17 protein-coding genes, 5 tRNA genes and 1 rRNA gene are annotated in these 24664 nt (G+C 45.4%); 13 read left to right on the top strand and 10 right to left on the bottom strand.

Annotated elements, in window-relative coordinates; translation table 11 throughout:
• The first annotated feature begins 136 nt into the window (after nucleotides 1-136).
• Nucleotides 137-253: ribosomal RNA gene (gene rrf, locus NL626_RS14665) — 5S ribosomal RNA — on the top strand.
• A 91-nt stretch (nucleotides 254-344) separates the two neighbouring features.
• Here rrf and ilvY read toward each other — a convergent pair.
• Nucleotides 345-1235, bottom strand: a complete 891-nt coding sequence (ilvY, locus tag NL626_RS14670; RefSeq protein ID WP_005379097.1) for an HTH-type transcriptional activator IlvY — start codon at nucleotides 1233-1235, stop codon at nucleotides 345-347.
• A 143-nt stretch (nucleotides 1236-1378) separates the two neighbouring features.
• On the opposite strand from ilvY, the gene ilvC reads away from it, so the two are divergent.
• Nucleotides 1379-2863: a ketol-acid reductoisomerase gene (gene ilvC, locus NL626_RS14675; protein WP_005379098.1), complete on the top strand. Its 1485-nt coding sequence runs from the start codon at nucleotides 1379-1381 to the stop codon at nucleotides 2861-2863.
• 266 nt (nucleotides 2864-3129) lie between these two features.
• On the opposite strand, the gene NL626_RS14680 is transcribed toward ilvC, so the two are convergent.
• From NL626_RS14680 to NL626_RS14695, 4 genes are all read right to left on the bottom strand, one after another.
• The gene (locus NL626_RS14680; protein ID WP_005379099.1) at nucleotides 3130-3381 is read right to left on the bottom strand and encodes an accessory factor UbiK family protein; all 252 of its coding nucleotides are present in this window, start codon (nucleotides 3379-3381) and stop codon (nucleotides 3130-3132) included.
• Between the two features lie 131 nt (nucleotides 3382-3512).
• The gene (vmeD, locus tag NL626_RS14685; protein ID WP_005379100.1) at nucleotides 3513-6635 is read right to left on the bottom strand and encodes a multidrug efflux RND transporter permease subunit VmeD; all 3123 of its coding nucleotides are present in this window, start codon (nucleotides 6633-6635) and stop codon (nucleotides 3513-3515) included.
• Nucleotides 6636-6647: 12 nt separating this feature from the next.
• On the bottom strand, nucleotides 6648-7754 hold the full coding sequence (gene vmeC, locus NL626_RS14690) for a multidrug efflux RND transporter periplasmic adaptor subunit VmeC (protein WP_005379101.1): 1107 nt from the start codon (nucleotides 7752-7754) through the stop codon (nucleotides 6648-6650).
• A gap of 18 nt (nucleotides 7755-7772) precedes the next feature.
• Nucleotides 7773-8354, bottom strand: coding sequence for a TetR/AcrR family transcriptional regulator (locus NL626_RS14695; protein ID WP_005384254.1), 582 nt, complete (start codon nucleotides 8352-8354; stop codon nucleotides 7773-7775).
• A 170-nt stretch (nucleotides 8355-8524) separates the two neighbouring features.
• On the opposite strand from NL626_RS14695, the gene rep reads away from it, so the two are divergent.
• Entirely contained in the window at nucleotides 8525-10540 is a 2016-nt protein-coding gene (gene rep, locus NL626_RS14700; protein ID WP_253657475.1) for a DNA helicase Rep, read from the top strand.
• 73 nt (nucleotides 10541-10613) lie between these two features.
• On the opposite strand, the gene NL626_RS14705 is transcribed toward rep, so the two are convergent.
• Entirely contained in the window at nucleotides 10614-11027 is a 414-nt protein-coding gene (locus NL626_RS14705; protein ID WP_005384252.1) for a cytochrome c5 family protein, read from the bottom strand.
• A gap of 335 nt (nucleotides 11028-11362) precedes the next feature.
• Between NL626_RS14705 and NL626_RS14710 the strand changes: the two genes are divergently transcribed.
• The 5 genes from NL626_RS14710 (at nucleotide 11363) to NL626_RS14730 (ending at nucleotide 11959) form a co-directional block, all read left to right on the top strand.
• Nucleotides 11363-11439: transfer RNA gene (locus NL626_RS14710), tRNA-Arg, on the top strand.
• Between the two features lie 33 nt (nucleotides 11440-11472).
• A tRNA-His gene (locus NL626_RS14715) sits at nucleotides 11473-11548 on the top strand.
• A 69-nt stretch (nucleotides 11549-11617) separates the two neighbouring features.
• A tRNA-Pro gene (locus NL626_RS14720) sits at nucleotides 11618-11694 on the top strand.
• A gap of 48 nt (nucleotides 11695-11742) precedes the next feature.
• A tRNA-His gene (locus NL626_RS14725) sits at nucleotides 11743-11818 on the top strand.
• A gap of 64 nt (nucleotides 11819-11882) precedes the next feature.
• Nucleotides 11883-11959: transfer RNA gene (locus tag NL626_RS14730), tRNA-Pro, on the top strand.
• 339 nt (nucleotides 11960-12298) lie between these two features.
• Here NL626_RS14730 and NL626_RS14735 read toward each other — a convergent pair.
• Nucleotides 12299-13024 carry an HAD family hydrolase gene (locus NL626_RS14735; protein WP_005379107.1) on the bottom strand — a complete coding sequence of 242 codons (726 nt, stop codon included), beginning with the start codon at nucleotides 13022-13024 and terminating at the stop codon, nucleotides 12299-12301.
• Between the two features lie 661 nt (nucleotides 13025-13685).
• Here NL626_RS14735 and NL626_RS14740 point away from each other — a divergent pair.
• The 5 genes from NL626_RS14740 to NL626_RS14760 all read left to right on the top strand — a co-directional run bounded on the left by NL626_RS14740 (nucleotide 13686) and on the right by NL626_RS14760 (nucleotide 20302).
• Complete coding sequence (locus NL626_RS14740; RefSeq protein ID WP_005379108.1) at nucleotides 13686-15401, top strand: ABC transporter ATP-binding protein; 1716 nt, start codon at nucleotides 13686-13688, stop codon at nucleotides 15399-15401.
• A 92-nt stretch (nucleotides 15402-15493) separates the two neighbouring features.
• Nucleotides 15494-17047 carry an ABC transporter substrate-binding protein gene (locus NL626_RS14745; RefSeq protein WP_005379109.1) on the top strand — a complete coding sequence of 518 codons (1554 nt, stop codon included), beginning with the start codon at nucleotides 15494-15496 and terminating at the stop codon, nucleotides 17045-17047.
• Nucleotides 17048-17194: 147 nt separating this feature from the next.
• Nucleotides 17195-18172, top strand: coding sequence for an ABC transporter permease (locus tag NL626_RS14750; protein ID WP_005379110.1), 978 nt, complete (start codon nucleotides 17195-17197; stop codon nucleotides 18170-18172).
• Nucleotides 18173-18174: 2 nt separating this feature from the next.
• Complete coding sequence (locus NL626_RS14755; protein ID WP_054730225.1) at nucleotides 18175-19125, top strand: ABC transporter permease; 951 nt, start codon at nucleotides 18175-18177, stop codon at nucleotides 19123-19125.
• Between the two features lie 157 nt (nucleotides 19126-19282).
• Complete coding sequence (locus NL626_RS14760; RefSeq protein WP_253657476.1) at nucleotides 19283-20302, top strand: SPOR domain-containing protein; 1020 nt, start codon at nucleotides 19283-19285, stop codon at nucleotides 20300-20302.
• Nucleotides 20303-20377: 75 nt separating this feature from the next.
• Here the strand turns inward: NL626_RS14760 and NL626_RS14765 are convergent, their stop codons facing one another.
• The 3 genes from NL626_RS14765 to NL626_RS14775 form a co-directional block, all read right to left on the bottom strand.
• Nucleotides 20378-20521, bottom strand: a complete 144-nt coding sequence (locus NL626_RS14765; protein WP_012841245.1) for a hypothetical protein — start codon at nucleotides 20519-20521, stop codon at nucleotides 20378-20380.
• Complete coding sequence (locus NL626_RS14770; protein ID WP_253657477.1) at nucleotides 20511-22832, bottom strand: acid phosphatase; 2322 nt, start codon at nucleotides 22830-22832, stop codon at nucleotides 20511-20513. Before NL626_RS14770 ends, NL626_RS14765 begins: the two co-directional genes overlap by 11 nt.
• A 263-nt stretch (nucleotides 22833-23095) precedes the next feature.
• Entirely contained in the window at nucleotides 23096-24664 is a 1569-nt protein-coding gene (locus tag NL626_RS14775; protein WP_253657478.1) for a hypothetical protein, read from the bottom strand.

A 24664-nucleotide genomic window follows, 5' to 3' on the forward strand; every position in this document is an offset into this window, starting at 1 on the left:
GCGTTGAGCTAACCTGTACTAATTGCCCGTGAGGCTTAACCATACAACACCCAAGGGGTTTTGATGGACTCAATGAAAGAACATTGAATGTGTAAGAACGAGAATTAAAAAACAGCTTTCCGAATTAAAGAATTTGCTTGGCGACCATAGCGTTTTGGACCCACCTGATTTCCATGCCGAACTCAGAAGTGAAACGAAATAGCGCCGATGGTAGTGTGGGGTTTCCCCATGTGAGAGTAGGACATCGCCAGGCTTTAAATTTAAGAAGCCCGCTCGAAAGAGCGGGCTTTTTTGCATCTATAGCGTTTTAAAATTAGCTCACTTTATACCTAAAAAGTGTTCATCTAAGGTGCGATATACTTGCTCTCTGCAACCTTCCAAAAGGCTTTAACAAGCGGATTTTCCAGCTGAGTTTTGTTGCAGCAAACACCAAGTTTAAAAGGTTTAATTGGTAAGACTTTTAAACGATTTATCTTTTCTCTTACCGGACTGTTGTTGATTACAACATCAGGTGCGATACCTACTCCACACCCCAATGCAACCATACTTACGATGGCTTCATGTCCGGAGGTTTGTGCGTAGATCTTTGGCTTTATTTTCATTTGTTTGAGCCAAGTATTGGCCCTGTCCCTTGCCGTTCCTGCTTCTGGGAGTATGAATGGAATGACCGACCAGTCTGGTTTTTCTTTTTGTAGCTCTTCAGCAAACGCACTAACCCCAACAGGTACGATGACAGAAAGTGGGATTTCACTGATCGTTTCAAATGCGATTTTATTTGGCATCTGTTCTGACTTGGCTGATATGGCAATATCGGCTTCATCTGCTAGTATTTTGTCGATCGCTTGAGCTGGATCGCCGGTTGATAGTTTGAACTCAATGAAAGGGTTCTGAATACGAAAGTCAGAGATTAGCTCCGGAAGATGGCTGTAGCTTGCAGTAACAGAACAAAAGAGACGGATTTCTCCTTTCAATTCATCCTCGGTTCCCTTCAGGTGACTCTGATACTGCTGCCATTCGCCAAGAATCTTTAAGGCAACTGGGACTAGCTTTTTACCTTGGATAGTTAAATCAACGCTACGGTTGTCGCGTAAAAACAATTGTTGGCTGGTTTCCTCCTCTAATTTTTGTATCTGTCGGCTTAAGGCTGAAGGGCTAATATGCATTGCCGCTGCGGTCTTGGCGAAACTTTTACTCTCACAGAGATGAATGAAAAGTTGCAGGCTTTTGATATTCATTAAATTTTCATTTCCATGTTGCATAAATTGCAATAACTAATTGTGAATATATCACTTTAAGCAATCTCATGTCTGTTTTAGTATGAAGTTATTCGGTAAGGCAATTACTGACCTCAATGGAAGAATCTCAAAGGAGCACCCAGATGGCTAATTATTTCAATACCCTAAACTTGCGCGAGCAGTTGGACCAATTAGGTCGTTGTCGTTTTATGGACCGCAGTGAGTTCGCTTCAGAAGCGGATTATCTGAAAGGTAAGAAAGTAGTCATTGTAGGTTGTGGTGCTCAAGGTCTTAACCAAGGTCTGAACATGCGCGACTCTGGTCTAGACGTTGCTTATGCGCTTCGCCAAGCCGCGATTGATGAGCAACGCCAGTCATTCAAAAACGCAAAAGACAACGGTTTTGAGGTAGGTAGCTACGAAACGCTAATTCCACAAGCTGATCTAGTAGTAAACCTTACTCCAGATAAGCAGCACACAAACGTTGTTGAGACGGTAATGCCGTTAATGAAAGAAGGCGCAGCACTAGGTTACTCTCACGGTTTCAACGTTGTTGAAGAAGGCATGCAAATCCGTAAAGACCTAACGGTAGTAATGGTTGCACCTAAATGTCCAGGTACGGAAGTTCGTGAAGAATACAAGCGCGGTTTCGGTGTACCGACTCTTATCGCTGTTCACCCAGAGAACGACCCAAAAGGTGAAGGTTGGGATATCGCGAAAGCTTGGGCTGCAGCAACAGGCGGTCACCGTGCAGGCTGTCTAGAGTCTTCTTTTGTTGCTGAGGTGAAATCTGACCTAATGGGTGAGCAAACTATCCTTTGTGGCATGCTACAGGCTGGCTCTATCGTATGTTACGAAAAGATGATTGCTGATGGTATCGATCCTGGCTACGCTGGTAAGCTTCTTCAATACGGTTGGGAAACCATCACTGAAGCACTGAAGTTTGGTGGTATCACTCACATGATGGATCGCCTAACTAACCCTGCAAAAGTGAAAGCATTTGAGCTTTCTGAAGAGCTAAAAGAACTGATGCGTCCGCTATACAACAAGCACATGGATGACATCATCACCGGTCACTTCTCTAGCACTATGATGGCTGACTGGGCAAACGACGATGCAAATCTACTAGGCTGGCGTGCAGAAACAGGTGAAACTGCTTTCGAAAACTACCCAGAAACTGACGTAGAAATCTCTGAGCAAGAGTACTTCGATAACGGTATCTTGATGGTTGCTATGGTTCGTGCGGGTGTTGAGCTAGCATTCGAAGCGATGACGGCATCTGGCATCATCGATGAGTCTGCTTACTACGAGTCTCTACACGAGCTGCCACTTATCGCAAACACTATCGCACGTAAGCGTTTATACGAGATGAACGTGGTTATCTCAGACACTGCGGAATACGGTAACTACCTGTTCGCTAACGTAGCAACGCCGCTTCTACGTGAGAAGTTTATGCCAGCCGTAAATACTGACGTAATTGGTAAAGGTTTAGGTGAAACGTCTAACCAAGTGGATAACGCGACTCTTATCGCTGTGAATGAAACAATCCGTAACCACCCTGTAGAGTACATCGGTGAAGAGCTACGTGGTTACATGACTGATATGAAGCGTATCGCGGTGGGCGGCTAAATGACTCCATTTCGGTGTCGAAGGTGCTCGTTTACTATCGTAAAGTCCGCGCCTTCTCCTAGAAATGAAACCTTAATACAGCGTAATTTACTTAGTCTCAAGTAACGCAGTAGATAAACTCCAGGCAGACTGGAGTGATAGATACAAAATAAAACACAACATCTAATCAAAAGGCTTGGTCGCCGTTGACCAAGCCTTTTTGTTTTTAGCCGATTTATCTGCGCGCCGATAAGAAAAACGCTCCTTTGTGAGGAGCGCTTTGATACTTATTTTTCAGCAAGCTTTTCTTCAAGTTGCGCCAACTTCTGTTCCATTTCTGTTAGCTTTTGACGTGTACGTAGTAAAACTTGAGTTTGAACATCAAACTCTTCGCGACTTACAACATCTAGCTTGTTTAGCTGGCCTTGGATTACTTGACGAACTTTCTGATCGACATCAGAGCCCAATTCTTTTACAGGTTGAGGCATTGAGTCGTGAATCTGTTTAGCAATTTGCTCTAATTTCTTTGGGTCAAACATAGTGGCTAAAACTCCTTTTGATTTGTCCTCATTTTAAGTAAATGATACGTGAAAGTCGCCACTTAGATGGCAAAAAAGAGAGCGGCAATAAAAAAGGCCACCGAAGTGACCTTTTTGAATGCCTTAATAGCTTATCTGTTATCCGCTAATTCACGATGAGCTGCTTTCGCTTCGTCAACTCGCGCTAACTTCTCCAAGTCTTTGTCTTCAACAAATACTGGCAGAGGTTTGTGTTTTTCAGCTAGGTAGCTGTAAATCACAGGTAGTACGAATAGTGTGAACAGTGTACCGATTGCAAGGCCAGCAACGATGACGATACCGATACTGAAACGTTGCGCGGCACCTGCACCTGTTGCGTACATCAGCGGGATCAGACCTGCGATCATCGCTGCAGTGGTCATTAGGATAGGGCGAAGACGCACTTTCGCAGCTTCCATCACCGCATCAATACGAGACAGTTTATTATGTAACTGCTCTTCTTTGGCGACTTCACAGATCAAGATACCGTGCTTGGTTATTAGGCCGACCAGCGTGATCAAACCAACCTGCGAGTAGATGTTCATCGAGGCCGTACCCCAGGCCAATGCGATCAAGGCACCACATATTGCCAGAGGTACAGATACCATGATGACAATAGGATCGCGGAGTGATTCAAATTGAATCGCCAGAACGAGGAAGATGATCGCAAGTGCAAGACCGAAGGTTGCATACAAGGCACTACCTTCCGTTACAAACTGACGAGATTCGCCCATGTAATCGTGGTTATAGCCTGCAGGCAGCTTGGTTTGTGCAATATTCTCAAACCAGTCGATTGCGTCACCCATAGCAACACTAGGCGATGGTACTGCACCCACAGTCGCTGAGTTTAGCTGGTTGAAGTGTGGCAAAGAGCGAGGCTCAGCCACCACATCGATAGTAATCAGACTGCCTAATGGAACCGCTTTACCATCCACAGAGCGTACATAGTAGTTCTTCATCGATTCTGGGTTTAGACGCCATTTACGCTCAACTTGAGGAATCACCTCATACGAGCGGCCATTCAGATCGATTCGGTTTACATAACCATCTGCCATCATGGTGCTGAGAGTGATGCCAATGTCTTGCATAGTCACACCGTAGGCACCCGCTTTGTCTTTATCGATCTTGATCTTCATCGTTGCTGAATCGTAGTTCAAATCCAGGTCGGAATAGACAAACATTGGGCTACTTGCAACATCGGTTAGAATATCGCTAGCGATAGTAAACAAGCTCTCGAAGCTATTTGGTGTTGTAATTACAAACTGAACAGGTAGACCTGAGCCTGCACCTGGAAGCTCTGGCATTTGGAATGCAGTGACAGACATACCAGGCACACTTGATACTAGGCCACCCACACGTTTCGTGATTTCAGATTGGCTTGCCTCTCGTTCACTCCAAGGCTTCAATGTTGCTAGGCCAAACGCTTGGTTTGAGTTTGGTACACCATTAAAGACCTGTGCGTATTCCACCTCCGGTTGATCTGAGAGTATTTGGTTTACGTCATCCATGGTATTTTGGATATAGTCCAAGTTCGCGTTTGATGGGGCAGTACCCATCAGCATGACCACACCTTTATCTTCAGATGGTGCTAGTTCGCTAGGAATAAACTTGAACAAGACCGGTAAGCTTGCAAATACAATGATTGCAAACGCAATAACAACCGGACGATGAGCCATTACCGCTTTCAACATGCCTTCGTAACGAGTGGTCATGCCATCAAGGATATGGTGAACTTTTTGCTCAAACTTGCTTGGCTTCTCGTTCGCCTTCAGCATCTTCGAACACATCATTGGTGATAGTGTCAAAGCGATGATGCCGGATACGAATACTGAACCTGCCAGTGTCAAAGCGAACTCTTTGAACAATGAACCGGTGATACCACCCATCAATGCGATCGGCGCGTACACTGCACCTAGCGTCAATGTCATCGCGATAACTGGAACCGCAATTTCACGCGTACCAATAATTGCAGCTCGGAATGGCGATTCCCCTTCTTTGATGTGACGGTCAACGTTTTCTAGTACAACGATCGCGTCATCCACCACCAGACCGATGGCAAGCACCATCGCCAGTAGCGTCATCAAGTTCCAAGAGAACCCCATTGCCTGCATCACCATTGCCACACCAATCAATGAAAGTGGAATGGTCACGATAGGAATGATTACCGCGCGGAATGAACCTAGGAACAGTGTGATAACCACAAGTACGATTACTGCTGCTTCAAGAATCGTTTTCACTACTTCGTGAATCGATTCGTTGATGGCGATAGTTGAGTCGTACATTACGTTCATTTTGATGTTACTTGGTAGGTTGCGCTCAAGCTGAGGCAACAGTTCAAGTACGTCTGCTGCAATGTTTATTGGGTTAGCACTTGGCGCTGCGTTGATCGCCGCAACCACAGCTTCTTGACCGTTTGCACTTGCGCGATAAACGTCGTGACTCTTCTCTAGCGTTACTTTAGCGATATCACCTAGGCGGATGACATCCCCTTCACCAGTTTTCACGACCAATGCTTCAAGTTCAGCAACGTTTGATACCTGAGTATCTGCGCTACCGTTATAAAGCACGAACTCACCCGTCGCTTGACCGGTTGCAGATTGGTAGTTGTTGGCGTTAAGAACGCTCATCACATCGGTTGCGGTCAACTTCAAAGCGCCCATTTTGGCAGGATCTAACCATACGCGCAGTGCGTACTTCATACCACCATACAGGTCAACTTTGGACACACCGTTTACGGTGAACAACTGCGGGTTGATTACACGCTCAAGGTAGTCAGTGATCTGGCTTGAAGATAACTCGTCACTCGTAAAGCCGATGTACAGTACCGCCGTTGTCGAACCTGTCGACATGGTTACGGTTGGGTCTTCGGCTTCTTTTGGTAGCTGTGAACGTACCGAGTTGGTTTTCGCCAGAATGTCAGACAACGCCGCATTTGGGTCAGTATTCAACTTCATGTTGACAGTAATGGTCGATTTACCCAGTACCGATTGCGAAGTCATGTAATCAATATTATCGGCTTGCGCTACCGCTTGCTCCAATGGCTGAGTAATAAAGCCTTGGATCAAGTTGGCACTTGCACCGTAGTAACTGGTGGTCACGGTGACCACCGTATTCGTCATTTCAGGGTATTCACGAACCTGCATTTTGAACACCGCTTGCAAACCAAGCAATGCAATCAAAAAGCTGATCGATACCGCTAAAACTGGACGTTTTATAAAAACATCTGTAAAGCGCATGATGCCTCCAACTTAAAGCATTGGTGTTTCAGCAGGTGGGGTAGTTGCATCGCTTTCGACAATGCTTACTTTCGCATGGTTACTCAAACGGACTTGACCCGATGTCACCACTACATCACCTGGCTTCACGCCTTCTAGAATGTGTGCGATATCTTTAGAGCGTTCGCCAACTTTTACCACATGCTGCTTAACGCGTTTTTCGCCATCTTCTTCTGTTACGATGTAAACATTGTCGCCATACAGCGTAAATGTGATCGCGGTTTGAGGTAGAGTGACCTGATTTTCTAATTTAGGCAGAATGATGTTTGCACGCGCGAACATACCACTACGCAGTTTGCCGTCACTGTTAGGGATATCCGCTTGAACTTGAATCAAACCACTTTGTACGTTTACAGCTGGTTCAATCGCAGAAATAGACCCTTTGAAAGGTTGGTCTGGATAAGCGTCAACAAAGATATCCACTTCTTGATCGATATTGATACGTGAAATATCGGTTTGTGGCACGGTGAAGCGCAAGCGCATCACGCTGGTATCTTCAAGGCGAACAATGTCGGTGCCCGCCTGTAGGTACTGACCGAGGTACACGTTACGAATACCTACCACACCATCAAATGGCGCTTTGATTTCGCGTCGGTCGATGGTCGCTTTCAGGCTTTCAATGTCTGCTTTTAAGGAGAAGTAGTTTGCTTCTGCTTCGTCATACGCTTCTTTAGAAATAGAGCCTTTTTTGAATAGGCCTTGGTAGCGTTTGTATTTCGCTTCTGCCGCTGGCAACTTAGCTTGCGAGCTCTTCAAATTTGCTTTTTCGACTTCAGAATCAAGCAGCACTAATGGCTGACCCGATTTAACTTGAGTACCGGAATCAAATGCGATTTTATCGATAACACCGCTGGTCTCATTTGCTACCGTCACGCCTTGGTTTGGCTCGATAAAACCAATTGCTTCGATGACTGGTACCCAATCCACCGCTTGCACTTCTGTCACGGTTACTGGGAACTCAGGTTCAGGACGGTTTGCCATGTATTCAGCGATCTTTTGTTGCTTAAATAAATTGAAACCTATCACGCTGCCGAACAAGAGAACGGCGATAAGTAACATAAAGAAAGTCCACTTTTTCATTCTATTAAGAACTCCAAGTTAGTGTTTAATAATTGCATCCCAACTGGCTTCAATAGCGGCCTCTAATGCCGTCTTATCCAGTTGATAAAATCCCAAAGCGTGTTTCCGAGCAAGTGCAACACTTGCCTCAAAACTTAATCCAGAAAGTACTTCGTTATCGAGAAGCTTGAATACTCCCTCGTCTTTACCCTGATTAAAAAGAAGATCTACTTGGGCAAACATTTGTCTCTCAAGTTCCCGAGCTTTGCTACTATTTGAACAGGGTAAAGATTCATATTGGACTCGGTTGCTGATCGCACTTAAGTTCGAGCTCGCTAGATTCCAAATATTGAGCCACATGGTTCGATAACGCTGTTTTAAAGGCATCTCTTCACTAACACCTAGTTGCACCGCAGTAGCAACACGCTTAGCAACGTTAAGGCGTAGTTCCTCTAAAAGATGTTCTTTATCTGAGAAATAACGGTAAATCGTCCCTGCTGCGACACCTGCCTCATTGGCGAGCTTTTGCATGGAAAGCCCTTGAAAGCCAGATTCAGCAATGAGTTGTTCAGCAGCGACTAAGATTTGTTCTCGTTTATCTACAGCAGGGTTATCCTTCATAATGTCACCCTTTAGTGAATGAACGTTCATTCATTATAGCTTAAATACCCGCCATTTATGCAACAGAATATTGCACTTAATTGGTGTGAAAATTACAAGAAATCAGCATAGCTTTCACGAGGCCACCCCTTTATCATAGGCGCCACATTCATCACCCGCAGAGAATTTCTATGAAGCTGAACCCTAGTCAAGATGAAGCCGTGAAATACGTGTCTGGTCCATGCCTAGTGCTAGCTGGTGCTGGCTCGGGCAAAACTCGTGTTATTACCAATAAAATCGCTTATCTGGTTCAGCAATGTGGTTACAAAGCGCGTAACATTGCTGCGGTGACGTTTACCAACAAAGCAGCACGTGAAATGAAGGAGCGTGTAGGTCAAACGTTAGGGAAAGGTGAGTCTAAAGGTTTGATGGTATCAACATTCCACACTTTAGGATTGAACATCATCAAGCGTGAGTACAAGCATTTAGGATTGAAAGCGGGCTTCTCACTGTTTGATGACCAAGACCAGCTAGCGCTGCTCAAAGAACTTACTGAAAAGCAGCTTGATGGTGATAAAGATCTGCTACGTCAGCTTCTGAGTTGTATTTCCAACTGGAAAAACGACATGTTGACGCCAGAGCAAGCCAAAGCGCGTGCGCAAGGTGAACAGCAACAATTGTTTGCGTTCTGTTTTGATATGTACCAAAAGCAAATGAAAGCCTATAACGCGCTCGATTTTGATGACCTAATTTTGATGCCCGTTTTACTCTTACGTAATCATGAAGATGTTCGTCAGCGTTGGCAGAATCGTATCCGTTACCTACTGGTTGACGAGTATCAAGATACCAACACGAGTCAGTATGAGCTGGTCAAATTAATTGTCGGAGAACGTGGGCGATTGACGGTTGTAGGGGATGACGATCAGTCTATCTATTCATGGCGTGGTGCGAAACCTCAGAACCTCGTGTTGCTGGGTGAAGATTATCCAAATTTGCGTTTGATTAAGCTAGAGCAAAACTACCGTTCAACGAGTCGAATCCTGCGTGCGGCCAACATTTTGATAGCTAACAACCCTCACGTCTATGAGAAGTCCTTGTTCTCTGAAATTCCTGACGGTGAAAAACTCAAAGTGTTGTTGGCTAAAAATGAAGAGCATGAAGCAGAGCGCGTAACGGGTGAACTAATTGCGCATAAGTTCCTAAACCGTACCGAATATAAAGATTATGCGATTCTATACCGTGGTAACCACCAATCACGTTTGATTGAAAAGTCTCTGATGCAAAACCGTGTACCGTATAAAATTTCTGGCGGCACCTCGTTTTTTGCGCGCGCAGAGATTAAAGACATCATGGCGTATTTGCGCGTTTTGGTTAATCCGGATGACGACAATGCATTTTTGCGCATTGTGAATACTCCACGACGTGAAATTGGCCCAGTAACGTTAGAGAAGTTAGGCAGTTATGCCAATATGCGAGGGAAGAGCCTGTTTGAATCGAGCTTTGAAATGGGGCTCGAACAGCACCTAACGGGACGTGGCCTAGAAAACCTGCGTCGTTTCACCCAATGGCTAGTGGCGATTGCTGATCAAGCTGAGCGTGGTGATACCGTCGAAGCGGTTCGTTCGCTAGTTCGTTATATCCATTATGAAGATTGGCTATACGAAACTTCAGCAAGTCCGAAAGCCGCTGAAATGAGAATGAAGAACGTTTCTGACCTTTATTCCTGGATAGTGGCGGACCTAGAGGGTGACAACTACGATCAAGAAGAGAAAACGTTAAAAGAAGTCGTTCAACGTTTGACCTTGCGTGACATGATGGAGCGCGGTGAAGAAGATGAAGACAGTGATGCAGTACAACTGATGACCTTGCACGCATCAAAAGGCCTTGAGTTCCCATATGTATACTTAATTGGGTCCGAAGAAGGTATTTTACCGCACCAAACCAGTATTGATGAAGATAACGTGGAAGAAGAGCGTCGCCTGATGTACGTTGGTATTACTCGAGCGCAACGTGAACTGACTTTCACTATGTGCAAAGAGCGTCGGCAGTTCGGCGAGTTGATCAAACCGACTCAAAGCCGCTTTTTGGATGAGTTGCCATTTGATGACGTTGAATGGGAAGTAAACAAAAAGCCAGTATCAGCAGAAGAGCGTATGGCGAAAGGTCAAGCACACATTGCCAATATTCGAGCAATGTTTAAGAAGTAAAGTAACCTTGTTCTCACTGACTAAAAACAAAAAGGCTTGCCAACTGGCAAGCCTTTTTCGTTGATGTCTTTACTTATAGACCTTCAATCATGTGGTCAATTGCTGCGATGATTTCATCGTCAGAACAGTCCATACAGGTTCCTTTGGCTGGCATCGCATTGAAGCCTTCTAATGCGTGCTTCACTAACGTATCTTTGCCTTGTGCAATACGCGGTGCCCAATCATCGGCATTACCTGTTTTAGGTGCGCCGTTTACACCAGATGCGTGACAAGCAATACAAAAAGTACCATAAACTGTGGCGCCATCACGTGGACCGGTTGGTTCTTCTTTCACTGGCTCAGAACCCGCTAGATAAACATCACCGACAGGTTGGATGCGTTCTGCGATCGCATCGTATTCAGTTTGGCTGATGTCAGAAGCTAAAGCTGCCGTAGAAAACGTTAAGGCAGCGAACAAAACGCTAATCATTTGTCGAGACATATCCATTAAACCCACTTCACATTCCCGAGGTAAGTGACTTACCTATTTATATAGTTAGAGTATTAATGCCGAGCAGAGAAATCATTAAATTCCACTGAATGGCATAGAATGATTAGACAACTTGGTTGCAGCTGTTAAATCAATGTAAATAATGGGTGATTATATCCCGATAACTTGTTGCAATAAACAACAAGTTATCCATGACAGGGCGTGAATCACATCAAAAATCCACTTTAACGGAAGATAACTGTCGAAAAAGAGACCAAACGATAAAAAAAGTAAAAAAAGTACTAGACGGCATAGTGTGATATCCGTATTATTCCACTCCGCCGATAGGGCATGCGCCCGTAGCTCAGTTGGATAGAGCGTTGGCCTCCGGAGCCAAAGGTCGAAGGTTCGAATCCTTTCGGGCGTACCATTGCCTCGGAGGATACATCGGTAAAAATCAGTGGTGGCTATAGCTCAGTTGGTAGAGCCCCGGATTGTGATTCCGGTTGTCGCGAGTTCAAGTCTCGTTAGCCACCCCATTCTTTCTTTTTTAGATTGAATGCGGTAGCATTGCTCCCAATCTTGATTCAATCAAGATAAAACATCGTCGGTGAATAGCGCAGCTTGGTAGCGCATCTGGTTTGGGACCAGAGGGTCGGGGGTTCGAATCCCTCTTCACCGACCACTATTTAGTTTATGGCTCTAATAGAGCGGTAAACAGCAAAAATTGATGGTGGCTATAGCTCAGTTGGTAGAGCCCTGGATTGTGATTCCGGTGGTCGCGAGTTCGAATCTCGTTAGCCACCCCATTAATTAAGGTGACTTCTTAGTTGAAGTGTCCTGTCTGATTTGAGAAAATCAGTAAATACAGTTCGGTGAATAGCGCAGCTTGGTAGCGCATCTGGTTTGGGACCAGAGGGTCGGGGGTTCGAATCCCTCTTCACCGACCACTATTAGAAAGCCTGCTTTTTAGCAGGCTTTCGTCGTTTTAGAGTTTATGATCTCGCTTGGACTGTATTAGTCGGTAATGTATCAATGGATTTGAACCCAAGTGGGGTTCGCCTGAAGTTAGAATTCGGCTCTTCACCGACCGCTATTTAGAGCCCCAGTCGAAAGACTGGGGCTTTTTTACATCTCTCCTGAAAAGAATCGGCATTCCATTTCAATTTTCCCCCAAAAGTGTACAGCTCTAGGGGCTTTTGACCACCTATGATCTAAATGCTTTTCGAGCTGACAAAATAAACCCCAGAGCAGTGTCTGGGGTTTTGTAGTTTTCTAATCCGCTGCTTTTATTGGGCGAGTGTTTTAAGGATTTCTTTCAGTTCTACCGTTTCTTGGATTTCAAAACTTGGCGTTATATCCGTTGAGTTGCTTGCGCCTGTCGCATTCACCCATACACTCAAAATGCCCATATTGTTAGCGCCAGCAATGTCAGCAGGTAAAGAGTCGCCCACGTGTAGAGCCTCTTCTGGTTTTACTTCGACCAAGTCGAGCGCTTTTTGGAAAATACTTGTAGCAGGTTTCTCTTCTGGCTCTTCTCCTCCCACAATAATATGGTCCACCCAGTTGCTCATTTGTGTCGCGTTTAATTTAGGGTGTTGAGAAAAAATCGGACCGTTAGTGATCACGACGAGTTTGTAATGTTGACGAAGGTCGCTGAGCATTTCTTTTACACCAGGGAAGAAGGTGAACGCGCCCATACGTGCAGAGTCAAAGTAGTCTTGAGCTTGTTGAGCCTCTTTTGCAGTGATGCTGACGCCTTGCTCCGCCAAGATGTTTTGGATCAGGCCACAACGGAAGGCATTTTCATCGGGTAGCAGAGCAACAAGGTGAGGGAACTCAGCATTCAGCTTTTTGTATACACCCTGTAAGTAGCGCTGCAAAAAAGCTTTTGGCTCAGTCACTTGTGGGTAGGTTTTATGAATCCAAGTTGTAAACGCTTGTCCTGCAACTTTATCGGCTTGTGACGTTGCACATAAAGTCTCGTCCATATCAAAAAAAATCGCTTTAAGCACAGGGGCTCCTTTTATTTACGGCTTGGCTTTGACACTGTTCATCTATTATCCCACTCTCAATTGTGTCGTAAAGGGTTAAAACCGGCGAGTTTTCTTATGACGTACGAATGAAGATAGCGGTACTTTCCTTTGCTTAGTCAATAAACCGCTTAAGTGGCGCATAATCTGCATTGGAGCAGGATTTGTGTGGTTTTGCTGTTTTGTTCACGTTTTGACCTATCCTTTCTCTTCCTAAGTTTGGCTTTTTGTATTTGCCGACTATTTTATTAATAGTTTTTTATGTTGAAAAAACACTTTTTGCATATGATATTGTTTGTTAAATGTTAATAAATGCACATGAATAATATGGTTAATGATCTTGTTTAGCTCATGTTTACTTTTAGAGCATTTTTCTAGTTTTATTGGTGCATGACGCACAAAAATAGTGTGATATGAAAATGGTTAAGTACTTGTTAATGCATTTTTATTCGCTAATTGTGCGTTTATTTAATGTTTTTTCGGCGGAATATACTTTAATTGTTGCTTTTTTGTGTGATTTTTGCCAAATTATTTCCGCATTAAGATTTCAGAGTATTATTCTGAATTTGAACGGATTCATTCAGGTGATGAATGGTGCCTTTGGCATGATTCGATACCACAGACAAGGCAGTAGAGGTCTGAAATGTCACTATTAGAAGTGAAAAACCTTCGTATTGAATACCCATCCCGACACGGCGTTCACGCTGCCGTGAAGTCACTTTCTTTTCATATTGAACGTGGTGAAATCGTGGGTGTTGTTGGCGAATCAGGTGCGGGTAAATCCACCGTTGGTAACGCCGTTATTGATTTGCTTAGCCCTCCAGGTCGCGTTGCTAGCGGCGATGTTTTCTTGGATGGAGAAAAAATTTCTGGCCTATCACCAGAAGCGATGCGTAAGGTTCGCGGCTCGAAAATAGGTTTTATTTTCCAAGATCCGATGACCTCGCTCAATCCACTTTTTACTGTTGAGCAACAGCTGAAAGAGACGATCCACGCCAACATGAAGGTCTCTGATGAAGAGGCGTATCAGCGCGCGCTTTCTCTTATGCAGCAGGTTGGTATTCCGCAACCAGAAAACCGCTTAAAACAGTACCCGCACCAATTCTCTGGTGGTATGCGTCAGCGTGTTGTCATTGCCATTGCTTTGGCTGGTGAGCCTGATCTCATCATTGCGGACGAACCAACTACGGCGTTAGACGTTTCTATCCAAGACCAAATCCTCAACTTGATCCGCGAGCTGTGTATCAAGAACAATGTCGGCTGTATGTTGGTTACTCACGATATGGGTGTCGTCTCCAACGTCACCGATCGCGTGGCGGTAATGTATCGTGGTGACTTGGTGGAGTTTGGACCAACAGCCAAAGTATTGGGCGATCCTGATCACTCTTATACTCGCAGTCTAATTTCAGCGGTACCACGTTCAGACAGAAAGCTAGATCGTTTCCCGTTAGTAAGCTATATCGAAGAAGCGGCGGAAATGGAGCCACTCGATATCAAGAACCACTGGTTAGGACAAAGCCAAGATGAGCGTGAGTACACTGGCCCGCTTTTGGACGTGAAGAACGTCAATCTTCGCTTTGTTACCAAAGACTCTTTGTTCGAGAGCCGCCGAGAATACGTGCAAGCATCTAATAATGTGAGCTTTGAAGTGCACGAAGGCGAAACCTTTGGTTTGGTGGGCGAGTCTGGTTCAGGTAAATCGACCATTGCACGTGTGATTGCTGGTTTATACCAACCTAACTCTGGTCAGGTGAAATTCGAGGGCATTGACCTGACCGCTTTAACCTCTGAGAAAGAGCGCCGCCCGATGCGTCGTCAAATGCAGATGGTGTTCCAAAACCCATATACTTCAATGAACCCTCGTATGAAGGTATTCGATATTATTGCTGAGCCAATCCGTTTCCATAAATTGACGAAAAACGAGTCGGAAACTCGCCAAATCGTGAATGACCTATTGGATCATGTTGGTTTGGGTCGAATGGCTGGGCTTAAGTACCCTCATGAATTCTCCGGTGGTCAGCGTCAGCGTATTTCTATTGCGCGTGCGTTGGCGACTCGTCCTCGACTTTTGATTTGTGATGAACCGACCTCAGCACTGGACGTATCGGTACAGGCACAAATTCTAAACTTGCTGAAAGATCTGCAAAGTGAGCTGAACTTGACTATGTTGTTTATCAGCCACGATTTACCTGTTATTCGTCAGATGTGTGACCGAGTAGGTGTGATGCAAATGGGTACACTTTTAGAAGTGGCACCAACAGAACAGTTATTCACGGCACCTCAACACGAATACAGCAAAAAATTGATTTCTCTGATGCCGGAGTTTACTGGCTTGCGAGAAGAGATCGAAACGGCATAAACCAAGCAATTCGCTTGGCTAACCTTTAGTCATAACAAAGACGCAAACACAACAACAAGGGATCCGTATCCCCGCATGAAGGAGTTATGCAAATGAAAACCATGAAAAGCAAATTAGCAGTGGCGCTAATGGCTGCGGGCCTAAGCTTTAACGCAATGGCAGCAGATATCAAAGTTGGCTATGCAGCTGACCCAGTATCGCTTGACCCACATGAGCAGCTATCAGGTGGCACACTGCAAATGTCACACATGGTATTTGATCCGTTGGTTCGCTTTACTCAAAAAATGGATTTCGAGCCTCGCCTAGCAGAAAGCTGGGAACGTATTAACGATACGACTGTTCGTTTCAAACTGCGTGAAGGTGTGAAATTCCATTCTGGCAATACTCTAACGGCTGACGACGTCGTGTGGACGTTCCAGCGTTTACAAAGCTCTCCTGACTTTAAAAACATCTTCGACCCGTACGAAAAAATCGTCAAAGTTGACGACAACACGTTCGATCTTGTAACTAAAGGTCCTTACCCACTAGTGTTGCAAACCGCAACGTACATTTTCCCAATGGACAGCAAGTTCTACACGGGCAAAACTGCGGACGGCAAAGACAAGTCTGAGTTAGTGAAGCACGGTAACTCATTTGCATCGACTAACGTATCTGGCACGGGTCCATTCATTGTGACTTCACGTGAACAGGGCGTAAAAGTGGAATTTGAACGCTTTAAAGATTACTGGGACAAAGAGTCGAAAGGTAATGTTGATAAGCTAACACTTGTGCCAATCAAAGAAGACGCAACTCGTGTAGCAGCGCTGCTTTCTGGCGGTGTAGACATGATTCACCCTGTAGCGCCAAACGACCACAAACGCGTTGAAGACGCAGACGGCATCGACCTAGTTACGCTACCTGGTACTCGTATCATCACGTTCCAACTAAACCAAAACAGCAACGAAGCATTGAAAGACGTTCGCGTTCGCCAAGCGATTGTTCACGCAATCAATAACGAAGGTATTGTGAAGAAAATCATGAAAGGCTTCGCAACGGCCGCTGGTCAGCAAAGCCCGGCAGGTTACGTGGGTCACGATGACAAACTGGTTCCTCGCTACGATCTGAAGAAAGCGAAAGAGTTGATGAAAGAAGCGGGTTACGAAAATGGCCTGACGCTAACGATGATCGCGCCAAACAACCGTTACGTGAACGATGCGAAAGTAGCACAAGCGGCGGCGGCAATGTTGTCTAAGATCGGTATCAAGGTTGATCTGAAGACCATGCCAAAAGCGCAGTACTGGCCTGAGTTCGACAAGTGTGCGGCAGACATGCTGATGATCGGTTGGCACTCAGATACAGAAGACTCAGCGAACTTCAACGAGTTCCTAACGATGACTCGTAACGAAGAAACCGGTCGTGGTCAGTACAACTGTGGTTACTACTCAAACCCAGAAATGGACAAAGTGGTTGAAGCTGCGAACGTAGAGACGGATCCTGCGAAACGTGCAGAAATGCTGAAGGGCGTAGAAGCGACACTATACAACGACGCAGCATTCGTACCGCTACACTGGCAAAGTGAAGCATGGGGCGCGAAGTCTAACGTGAAAGCGGCAGATATCGTTAACCCAATGGTAATGCCTTACTTCGGTGACCTAGTGGTTGAATAATCACGGTTAGTCGACTTTGAGGAGGGATGGGTTTCCCTCCTCAACTTAAAGCACTCGACTCAGTTTTGTTTCAGTCGGATTGAGTTGGTTATTTAGACTGAATTTTCTCTCTAATTTAGAGATCTATGGATAGTTAAGGGGCAAGGAATGTTTTCGTTTCTGGTCAAGCGCCTGTTTCAGGCACTGATAGTGATGTTTGTGATCAGTTTGGTGGCGTTTGCCATTCAGGACAACCTGGGTGATCCGCTGCGTGAGCTTGTAGGTCAGTCGGTTTCGGAATCGGAGCGTCAAGCGCTACGCGACGACTTGGGCCTGAACGATCCCTTTATCACAAAGTACACGCGCTTTGTGGGTAATGCATTGCAAGGTGATTTGGGTACCTCATATTTTTTCAAGCGACCTGCGGTTGAGGTGATTCTCGACAAGCTGGTAGCTACATTAGAGCTCGTGTTTGGCGCGACGCTTATCATCATTGTTTTCTCTATTCCGCTTGGGGTGTACTCTGCGATTCATCCTAAGAGTGTTTTTACCAAATTTGTCATGGCGATGAGCAGTGTCGGTATCTCGATTCCGGTGTTCTTAACTGCAATCATGCTGATGTATGTCTTCTCCATAGAACTCGGTTGGCTGCCTTCCTACGGGCGGGGCGAGACCGCTAATGTGCTCGGTTGGGAATCTGGCTTCTTTACCATTGATGGTATCAAGCACCTCATCCTACCTTGTATTGCGCTAGCGTCTATCATGCTGCCGTTGTTCATCCGTTTGGTACGTTCAGAAATGCTGGAAGTACTGAGTTCGGAATACATTAAGTTCGCCAAAGCAAAAGGTTTGAACTTACAAAAGATTTATTACCAACATGCACTTAAGAACACCATGCTACCAGTATTGACGGTAGGTGGCGTGCAGATTGGTACCATGGTGGCCTACACCATTCTTACTGAAACCGTGTTCCAATGGCCGGGCACTGGCTTCCTTTTCCTAGAGGCAATCAACCGTGTAGATACACCGCTGATCACTGCCTACGTTATCTTTGTTGGTCTGATCTTCGTGGTAACCAATACCATCGTTGACTTGCTGTACGGCATCATCAACCCAACTGTGAACCTAACTGGAAAAGGAGCTTAATCATGAGCCAATCAAATTTAACACCAGCTCCTGCTCCATCAGCGTGGCAGCGTTTCAAAGAGTCAGATTTTCTGTATTACTTCAAACGCGACAAAGTGGCGATGGCGAGTTTTACCGTCTTTATGATGTTCTTAGTATTGGCATTGGCTGCACCGATTCTTGCGCCAACAGACCCGTACGATCTGACGTCTATCGACATCATGGATTCTGAGTTGCCACCTTCGTGGATGGAAGAGGGCGATGAGCGTTTTGTTCTTGGTACTGATGAGCAAGGCCGTGATATTTTATCGACCATTCTTTACGGTTCTCGTTTGTCTTTGACGATCGGCTTTTTAGCCGTCGGTCTTCAGTTGATTCTGGGTATCATCATTGGTTTGTCGGCGGGTTACTTCGGTGGTCGTATCGATAGCTTCTTGATGCGCTTTGCGGATGTTCAACTATCGTTCTCAACCATGATGGTGGCGATCATCGTATCGGCCATTTTCAAAGCCAGCTTTGGCAGCGATTTTTACAGCCAATACGCGGTGGTGATGCTGGTGGTGATCATCGGTGTGGCTGAATGGCCGCAATACGCACGGACTATTCGTGCCTCGGTATTGGCAGAGAAGAAGAAAGAATACGTCGAAGCGGCACGTGTGATGGGCTTTAAAGCTCCGCGAATCATGTTCCGTCACATTCTGCCGAACTGTCTATCGCCAATCTTGGTTATCTCGACGGTACAGGTAGCGAACGCGATCATGTCGGAAGCGGCACTGTCATTCCTAGGTTTGGGTCTTCCTGTTGATCAGCCGTCACTAGGTGCGCTGATCAGCATCGGCTTTAACTACATCTTCTCAGGTGCGTGGTGGATTACTGCCTTCCCAGGCATCGTGTTGGTTACACTGGTTCTGGTTATCAACTTATTGGGTGACTGGTTACGAGATGTATTCAACCCGAAACTGTACAAAGGTTAAGAATTTTCCCGCCAAGCGTTGTAAATTCGCTTAATTCCTTCCTAAACTGAGAGCCGGATGCAAATTCCGGCTCTTTTTTTGCTAGTTATTCTTTGTTCACATTTTTTTGGCGCTTTGCCGCCATAATGACCTTACCCACTAATTTAGAGTGAAGTGTATGGAAATGAAGAAGGCCCAACGCCCATCTAACGTCTTCCAAGCAAGCCTGGCTTTGGGTTTGTTGCTGGTATGCGCCCAGTTTTCTAATCCAGTTGAGGCGGAGGAGTTCCTTTGCCAAGCCACTCAAGCCAGCGAGAAAGAATTACCGATGCTTGAGAAAACGTGCCCAATTGGTAACGGAGTATGGGGAAAGAAAGTGCCGCAAGGAGGCAACTACCTCTACTGGATTCAATGCGGATTACTACCAAAGCCAATGTCACTCGCGAAAGCAAAGCCGCTTTACAGCAAGATTACGACCGACGTGTGGATGAAGCCTGAATCCAAAGGTTATCGCTGTTTGATTGGGCCTTACAAAGATCTGTCTGATGCGAGGGGAGATTTGCGAGGAGTCAAAACCTTGTCGAATTACAAAGAGGCGTTCATCCGAGTGGTTGGGAAAGGGACGAAACAACCAGTAACACCACCTACACCTAAATCTACTGTATCGTCGAAATCAGCCGCATCTTCGGTTAAGCCAACACCGACGGTGACCCCGAAACCCGCGCCAGTTCCTGCTGTGCGAGCTGATACCGACGCCTTTAAAGCGCGGGCAGAGAAGCCAGATACCAAGGCAAAAAGTTCGCGTGATAGCTCTTCGTCTACGCCTGTTGCTAAGACCAAAGCGAAGCCAATTGTCACTGGAAATGATGACATTGAAGTTCGGTTGAGAACTTCAGTACAGGGCAAAACGTACGTGGTCCCATATTTACTCGATCACCATAATCAGTTTTACATGGAACATGGTAAGCCGTGGAACCGCCTCAACTACGAAAACTCGCACAAAGTATGTCAGCAACTGGGTATGAACTTAGCTAACCCTGCAGAGTTTAAAGCGCTGAGGGCGTCTGGGGTGATGGAAAAAAATCAATGGCCACTGCAACTGCCGTATTGGGGCAAAGATAAGAAAGGTTTGTTCGCCGATCGTGAGCCCAATCAGCTCACCGGGACCTCATTATTGAACGTGGTGTGCGTGAAATAACGACTCAGATATTGTGGTCAAAATATAGAAGAAAGCCCCGAGTTCGGGGCTTTTTTGCGGTCTCAAATATTATCGCTATTTGAGTGGCGTTTCTTTGTGACAGTTAGAGCAGATATACACTTCTTTGATGCCGACCAATCGTTCCCAAAGTGTTCTGCGTCTTCTACGCAAATGCACGCTATCACAGCAAGGGTTAACGATGGTTGCTTTAGTCATCATCACCAGGCTCCAAAATCGGTAGTGAACTCGCGATGCTTGTCATGGCTTCTTTGCTGTTAGAGTACAGACCATATTCCGGTGCGGATTCATGACCGTTTTGTTCTTTACTCCAACGAATACCAATATAAAAGTCACCAAAATCGCGGTTGATGTAACGATGACGAGTTTTGTAATCTGACTCTGAGCCTGTTTCTTCTAGAATCAGCAGTTCACGGTCTTCATCATTCTGGATTTCCCAATTACCTGGAGTTTGGAATCCTGTTGGCATGAACGAAGTGTAGTTGTAAGTATCAGTGTCGTATTCGTACGCACCTGACGAGTATTTCAGGACTGTGTCGTCGCCTGTGCCATTACTTTCTACCATCAAGTCATGCTCTACCGTGCCGTGTTTGATGTGTTCTGCAACCGAAAGTGATTCTGCAAATAGGGTATTGCTTGAGTCCATCCAGAACAGCTCATCATCTGATATTTTAACGATCATTTGAGTGTCGTTATGCTCGGTTTTGTGCTGGTACAACATTTCATACTCGTCGCCGTAGCTGTTGTATAGCTTACCGTCTTTCAGCTCAACGTCGTTACAGTCTTTATTGTTGTATTCCGTGTAACCAGTTTGTTGGTCCAGATCGGCAAGAGTGGCGTAAGCATCGTGTTCCCATGTGTCTTTTAGGAAGTCACTGATGTTCGCTTTGTACTCTTGATTCATCTCATCGTGGTTTGAACCCCAGCAGAATAGTAGGCCTTCAGAATCTTGCATCAGCATGGCGTAGCCGATTTCACCGTCTTTTTGAGCGAAGCTACCCATTTTCCATTCTTGACCGTTGAAGTGCTCGTGAGTGAAGCCCAAAGTCGGTACTACTGGTGGTGGCGTGACGCCTTCGATAACCGTTGGCATGCTGAGCGCAATTTGTACCGCGGTATGGCCATCTGTTGCGCTAATCGCAAGTGTTGCTCCAGCTTCACCTGCTTTTGTTGGTGTGCCTTTAATGGTGATAATTGCATTACCATCCTCAGATACTGTTAGACCTTCAATGTCCACATAGTCCGCTGAGTAGTCGGTGATATGACCGTCTTTATCTTGGAACAAGCTAGAAATATCGAGCGTTTGTTCAAATACTTCACCTTGTTGTAGGTACCAACCATCAACGATGGACTGCAGATGCGCTTGTTCTGTTTCTACAACCATTGGTGGTAAGTTTGCCGATTCGATTTCGAACTTAAATACGGTGCTTACCGTACCCAAAACCTTACCTGACGAATCAATGTCTTGCGCCGTTAGAACAATCTCAAAATCACCAGCTTTCTCTACGATTGCAGTTGGTTGTAGAACAATCAGGTTGCCAGTTTGCACAACTTCAATGCCTGTGCCTGCAAAGTTGTGCGTCAGTTTGGTTGTCACAAGGTTTTGGTCTTTGTCTGCAAATAGACCTTCAATGTCTAGATCTAAGCCATCAAAGTCCACGCCTTGTACGATTTTTGGTAGTTTTTCTAGCTTATCTTTAGCTGCCTTTTCGACGATTTTGTTTACGGTTAGCTTGTTATTAACTGCCGTTTCAGGTGCTAAAGTGTCGCTGTCTGGGGTCGCGTCAGTGATGATTGGACGTAGATTTGGGTCATTGATGTTTTCGCCAGATGCAACAAGACGTTCCACTTCTTGGTTTGCCGCTTGAGCAAACTCCGTGGCTTTTTTCTCGTAGTTCGTTGGGTTTTGTGCTTTCGAGTCGGTCAGAATCTGAGCGGTTTTATGTAGTTCGGCGTTTTTTGTCGCACCTTCAACAAAATCACTGTACAGATCAATTGGTGCTTCTTCTGAGCCTCCTAGCGCTTGGTTTACTTTCGCTTTCGCGTCTTCTTCACTAATGGCTGGATCTTTTGCCATTTCAATCGCAACAAGGTCCGTGATAGGTGAAATCACGTTTGACGATGTTGGTGCACGGAACACGATTTCGTGGGCCATGGCTTGGCCTGGATGATCCATATCAACCGTGTATTTGCCAGCGTACTCTTTAGCATCCAAAGCGATAAGCTGTTTCTGCTTTGCACCGTTTGGTGTAATGGTCTGCAGCGCTAGAGTGCTTTCTGGTTTTGCATCCAATTTAAGCTGACCTTTCTCATCGGTCAGACCAAGGAATGTTTCTTGAGTGTCCCATTGGCCGTTGTTGTTCGTATCTTCAAAAACAACGGCATGCTTGAAGTAGCCGTCAAAACCTGTGATCACAACGCCGTCGTTAGCACTGTTTGAACCACCATCTGAACCGCCACAGCCTGTAAGAGCGATAGCCACTGACGCTGCTAGTAAACTCACCTTATTCATTATTTATTTGTCCTTGTTTCGTTTCCGAATGAGAAAGTCGCTTTTTTTATTATTTTTTTCCTTATATCTCACTAGTGAGATATAAGAGAGTGGTGTCTTTTTAATGACTATTGAGCTTAGGTTCAAGACACGAAAATCCGCACAAAACCCGTAAAATTTATTTCTATTTTTTGTCTATGATGGAAAATTGATAATTTGATCACGCTTCCAGTTTTATTTTGGTGATGATTGTTTTGTCAAAATAACCACCTGTAAAGAGAGGTTTATTGGGTGTCGCTAAGGACAGGGGCGTGATAAATCATGTTGATCTTAAATTCCTCAACGCGATCAGCGAGCTCAGGTTTCGGACGTAAAATGTAGCTATACACCTCGCCATCAAGTAGTTCATCGTAAGGGGAATAGTTAAGATCAAACGATAACGATTGTTGTCCAGTAGCAGGGGCGCTGATGAACTCGTGGCAATCAATTTGGTAAGTCGGATCGTCTGGGTTAGGGTCTGATATGATGTCTATTTGATAGTCTCCTTGACCAGCAATGACATGGCTGTGATACCAAATGGCGACATCGCTACAATACAGGTTAGGACCATAAGTTCGTAAATTGAGATCGGATTCGAGACTTTCACCATGCGGACCCACGACTTTAGTACCATAGTGATAAATATAATTGCCAGCTTCAGCAACCAGATACCCCCCGCTTGGGAGAGGTAACAAATAGTCAAAAAAGGATATCTGGCGTAAATATCGCCCTGTCGGTGCGTTGATGCGCTTTTCCATCGATTGCTTGTTTTTTTGCATGGTGTAGCTTTCGAATTGTTTACCATCAAACACGGTGGTGAAGTAGTTCCGAGTATCTTCATGAACCTGAGATGGGTATTCTTTTTTGATGGTCCAAATTTGGCGTACACCTTGGACATAAACGATCAACGAGTCATCACTGATTTTGTACTTGCCCACTTTTTTCAAGTCTCCCTTTTCAGGACACTGGCGTTTGTTGTGTGAGGCGGCATAACTTACTTCGCCCCCCTCAAACTGAAAGGCCTCGCAATACACCACTTCATACGCGTACGCGATACCTGCAAGATTTTGTGTCGTCTCTAGGCGATAAACTACATCGCCAACTAACGAGTGTTCTGTGTCATTTTGATCGGGTGTGATAACGGGTAACTCAAAGCGCGTTGTGACCCATGCATGATCGCTATTACCGTGATAATCATCGCGCGCTGCTACCGCCAAATATGTGGTGGTTTTTATTTCCTCAGGCGCTCCTTGCACCATCATTTGTCCTTGGTTGAGGACTCTTAACCCATTGGCGTTTTCAAGCCAAATCTGAGTGGTGAGGAGATCGCCATCTGGGTCTTCAAAAAGCTGGTTAAGGTTGAGCGAATAACTCACCGGAGAGTTTTGTTTCAGCTCCCAAGCATAAATAATGGTTTGTAGCTGCTGTTCCACAGTGAGGTTGATGATGGGTTTATTATTCTCTGATGGGTCCTCTTGTGGTCGGCTGTTCTTATCACCCAATGCTGACTCGTAAAACGTGTTGTCTTCTGTGGTATGAAATGGATTCGTAACAGGGCCTGGTTGTCCTAAAAGGGCGGAGTTAAATGCGTCATCTCCCGTTTTTTTAGGAGTGCGATCCAACGCAGAACCTGTCAACGCTTGCTTTACTTCAACTAAAGATGTGCGCTCATATTGACGATGTGCTTGCTGGGTTGACTTGTCGGCGTTGTCTGACGAGTCTTTCACAGATGCCAAATTGTGTTTGTTTGAAATGAAGTAAATACCGAACAAACCGACGCATACTGCGCCGATTATCCAAAGCTTTTTGTTCAT

The organism is Vibrio sp. Y58_MX_L22 (assembly GCF_024181865.1).
Taxonomy (GTDB): Bacteria; Pseudomonadota; Gammaproteobacteria; order Enterobacterales; family Vibrionaceae; genus Vibrio; species Vibrio alginolyticus.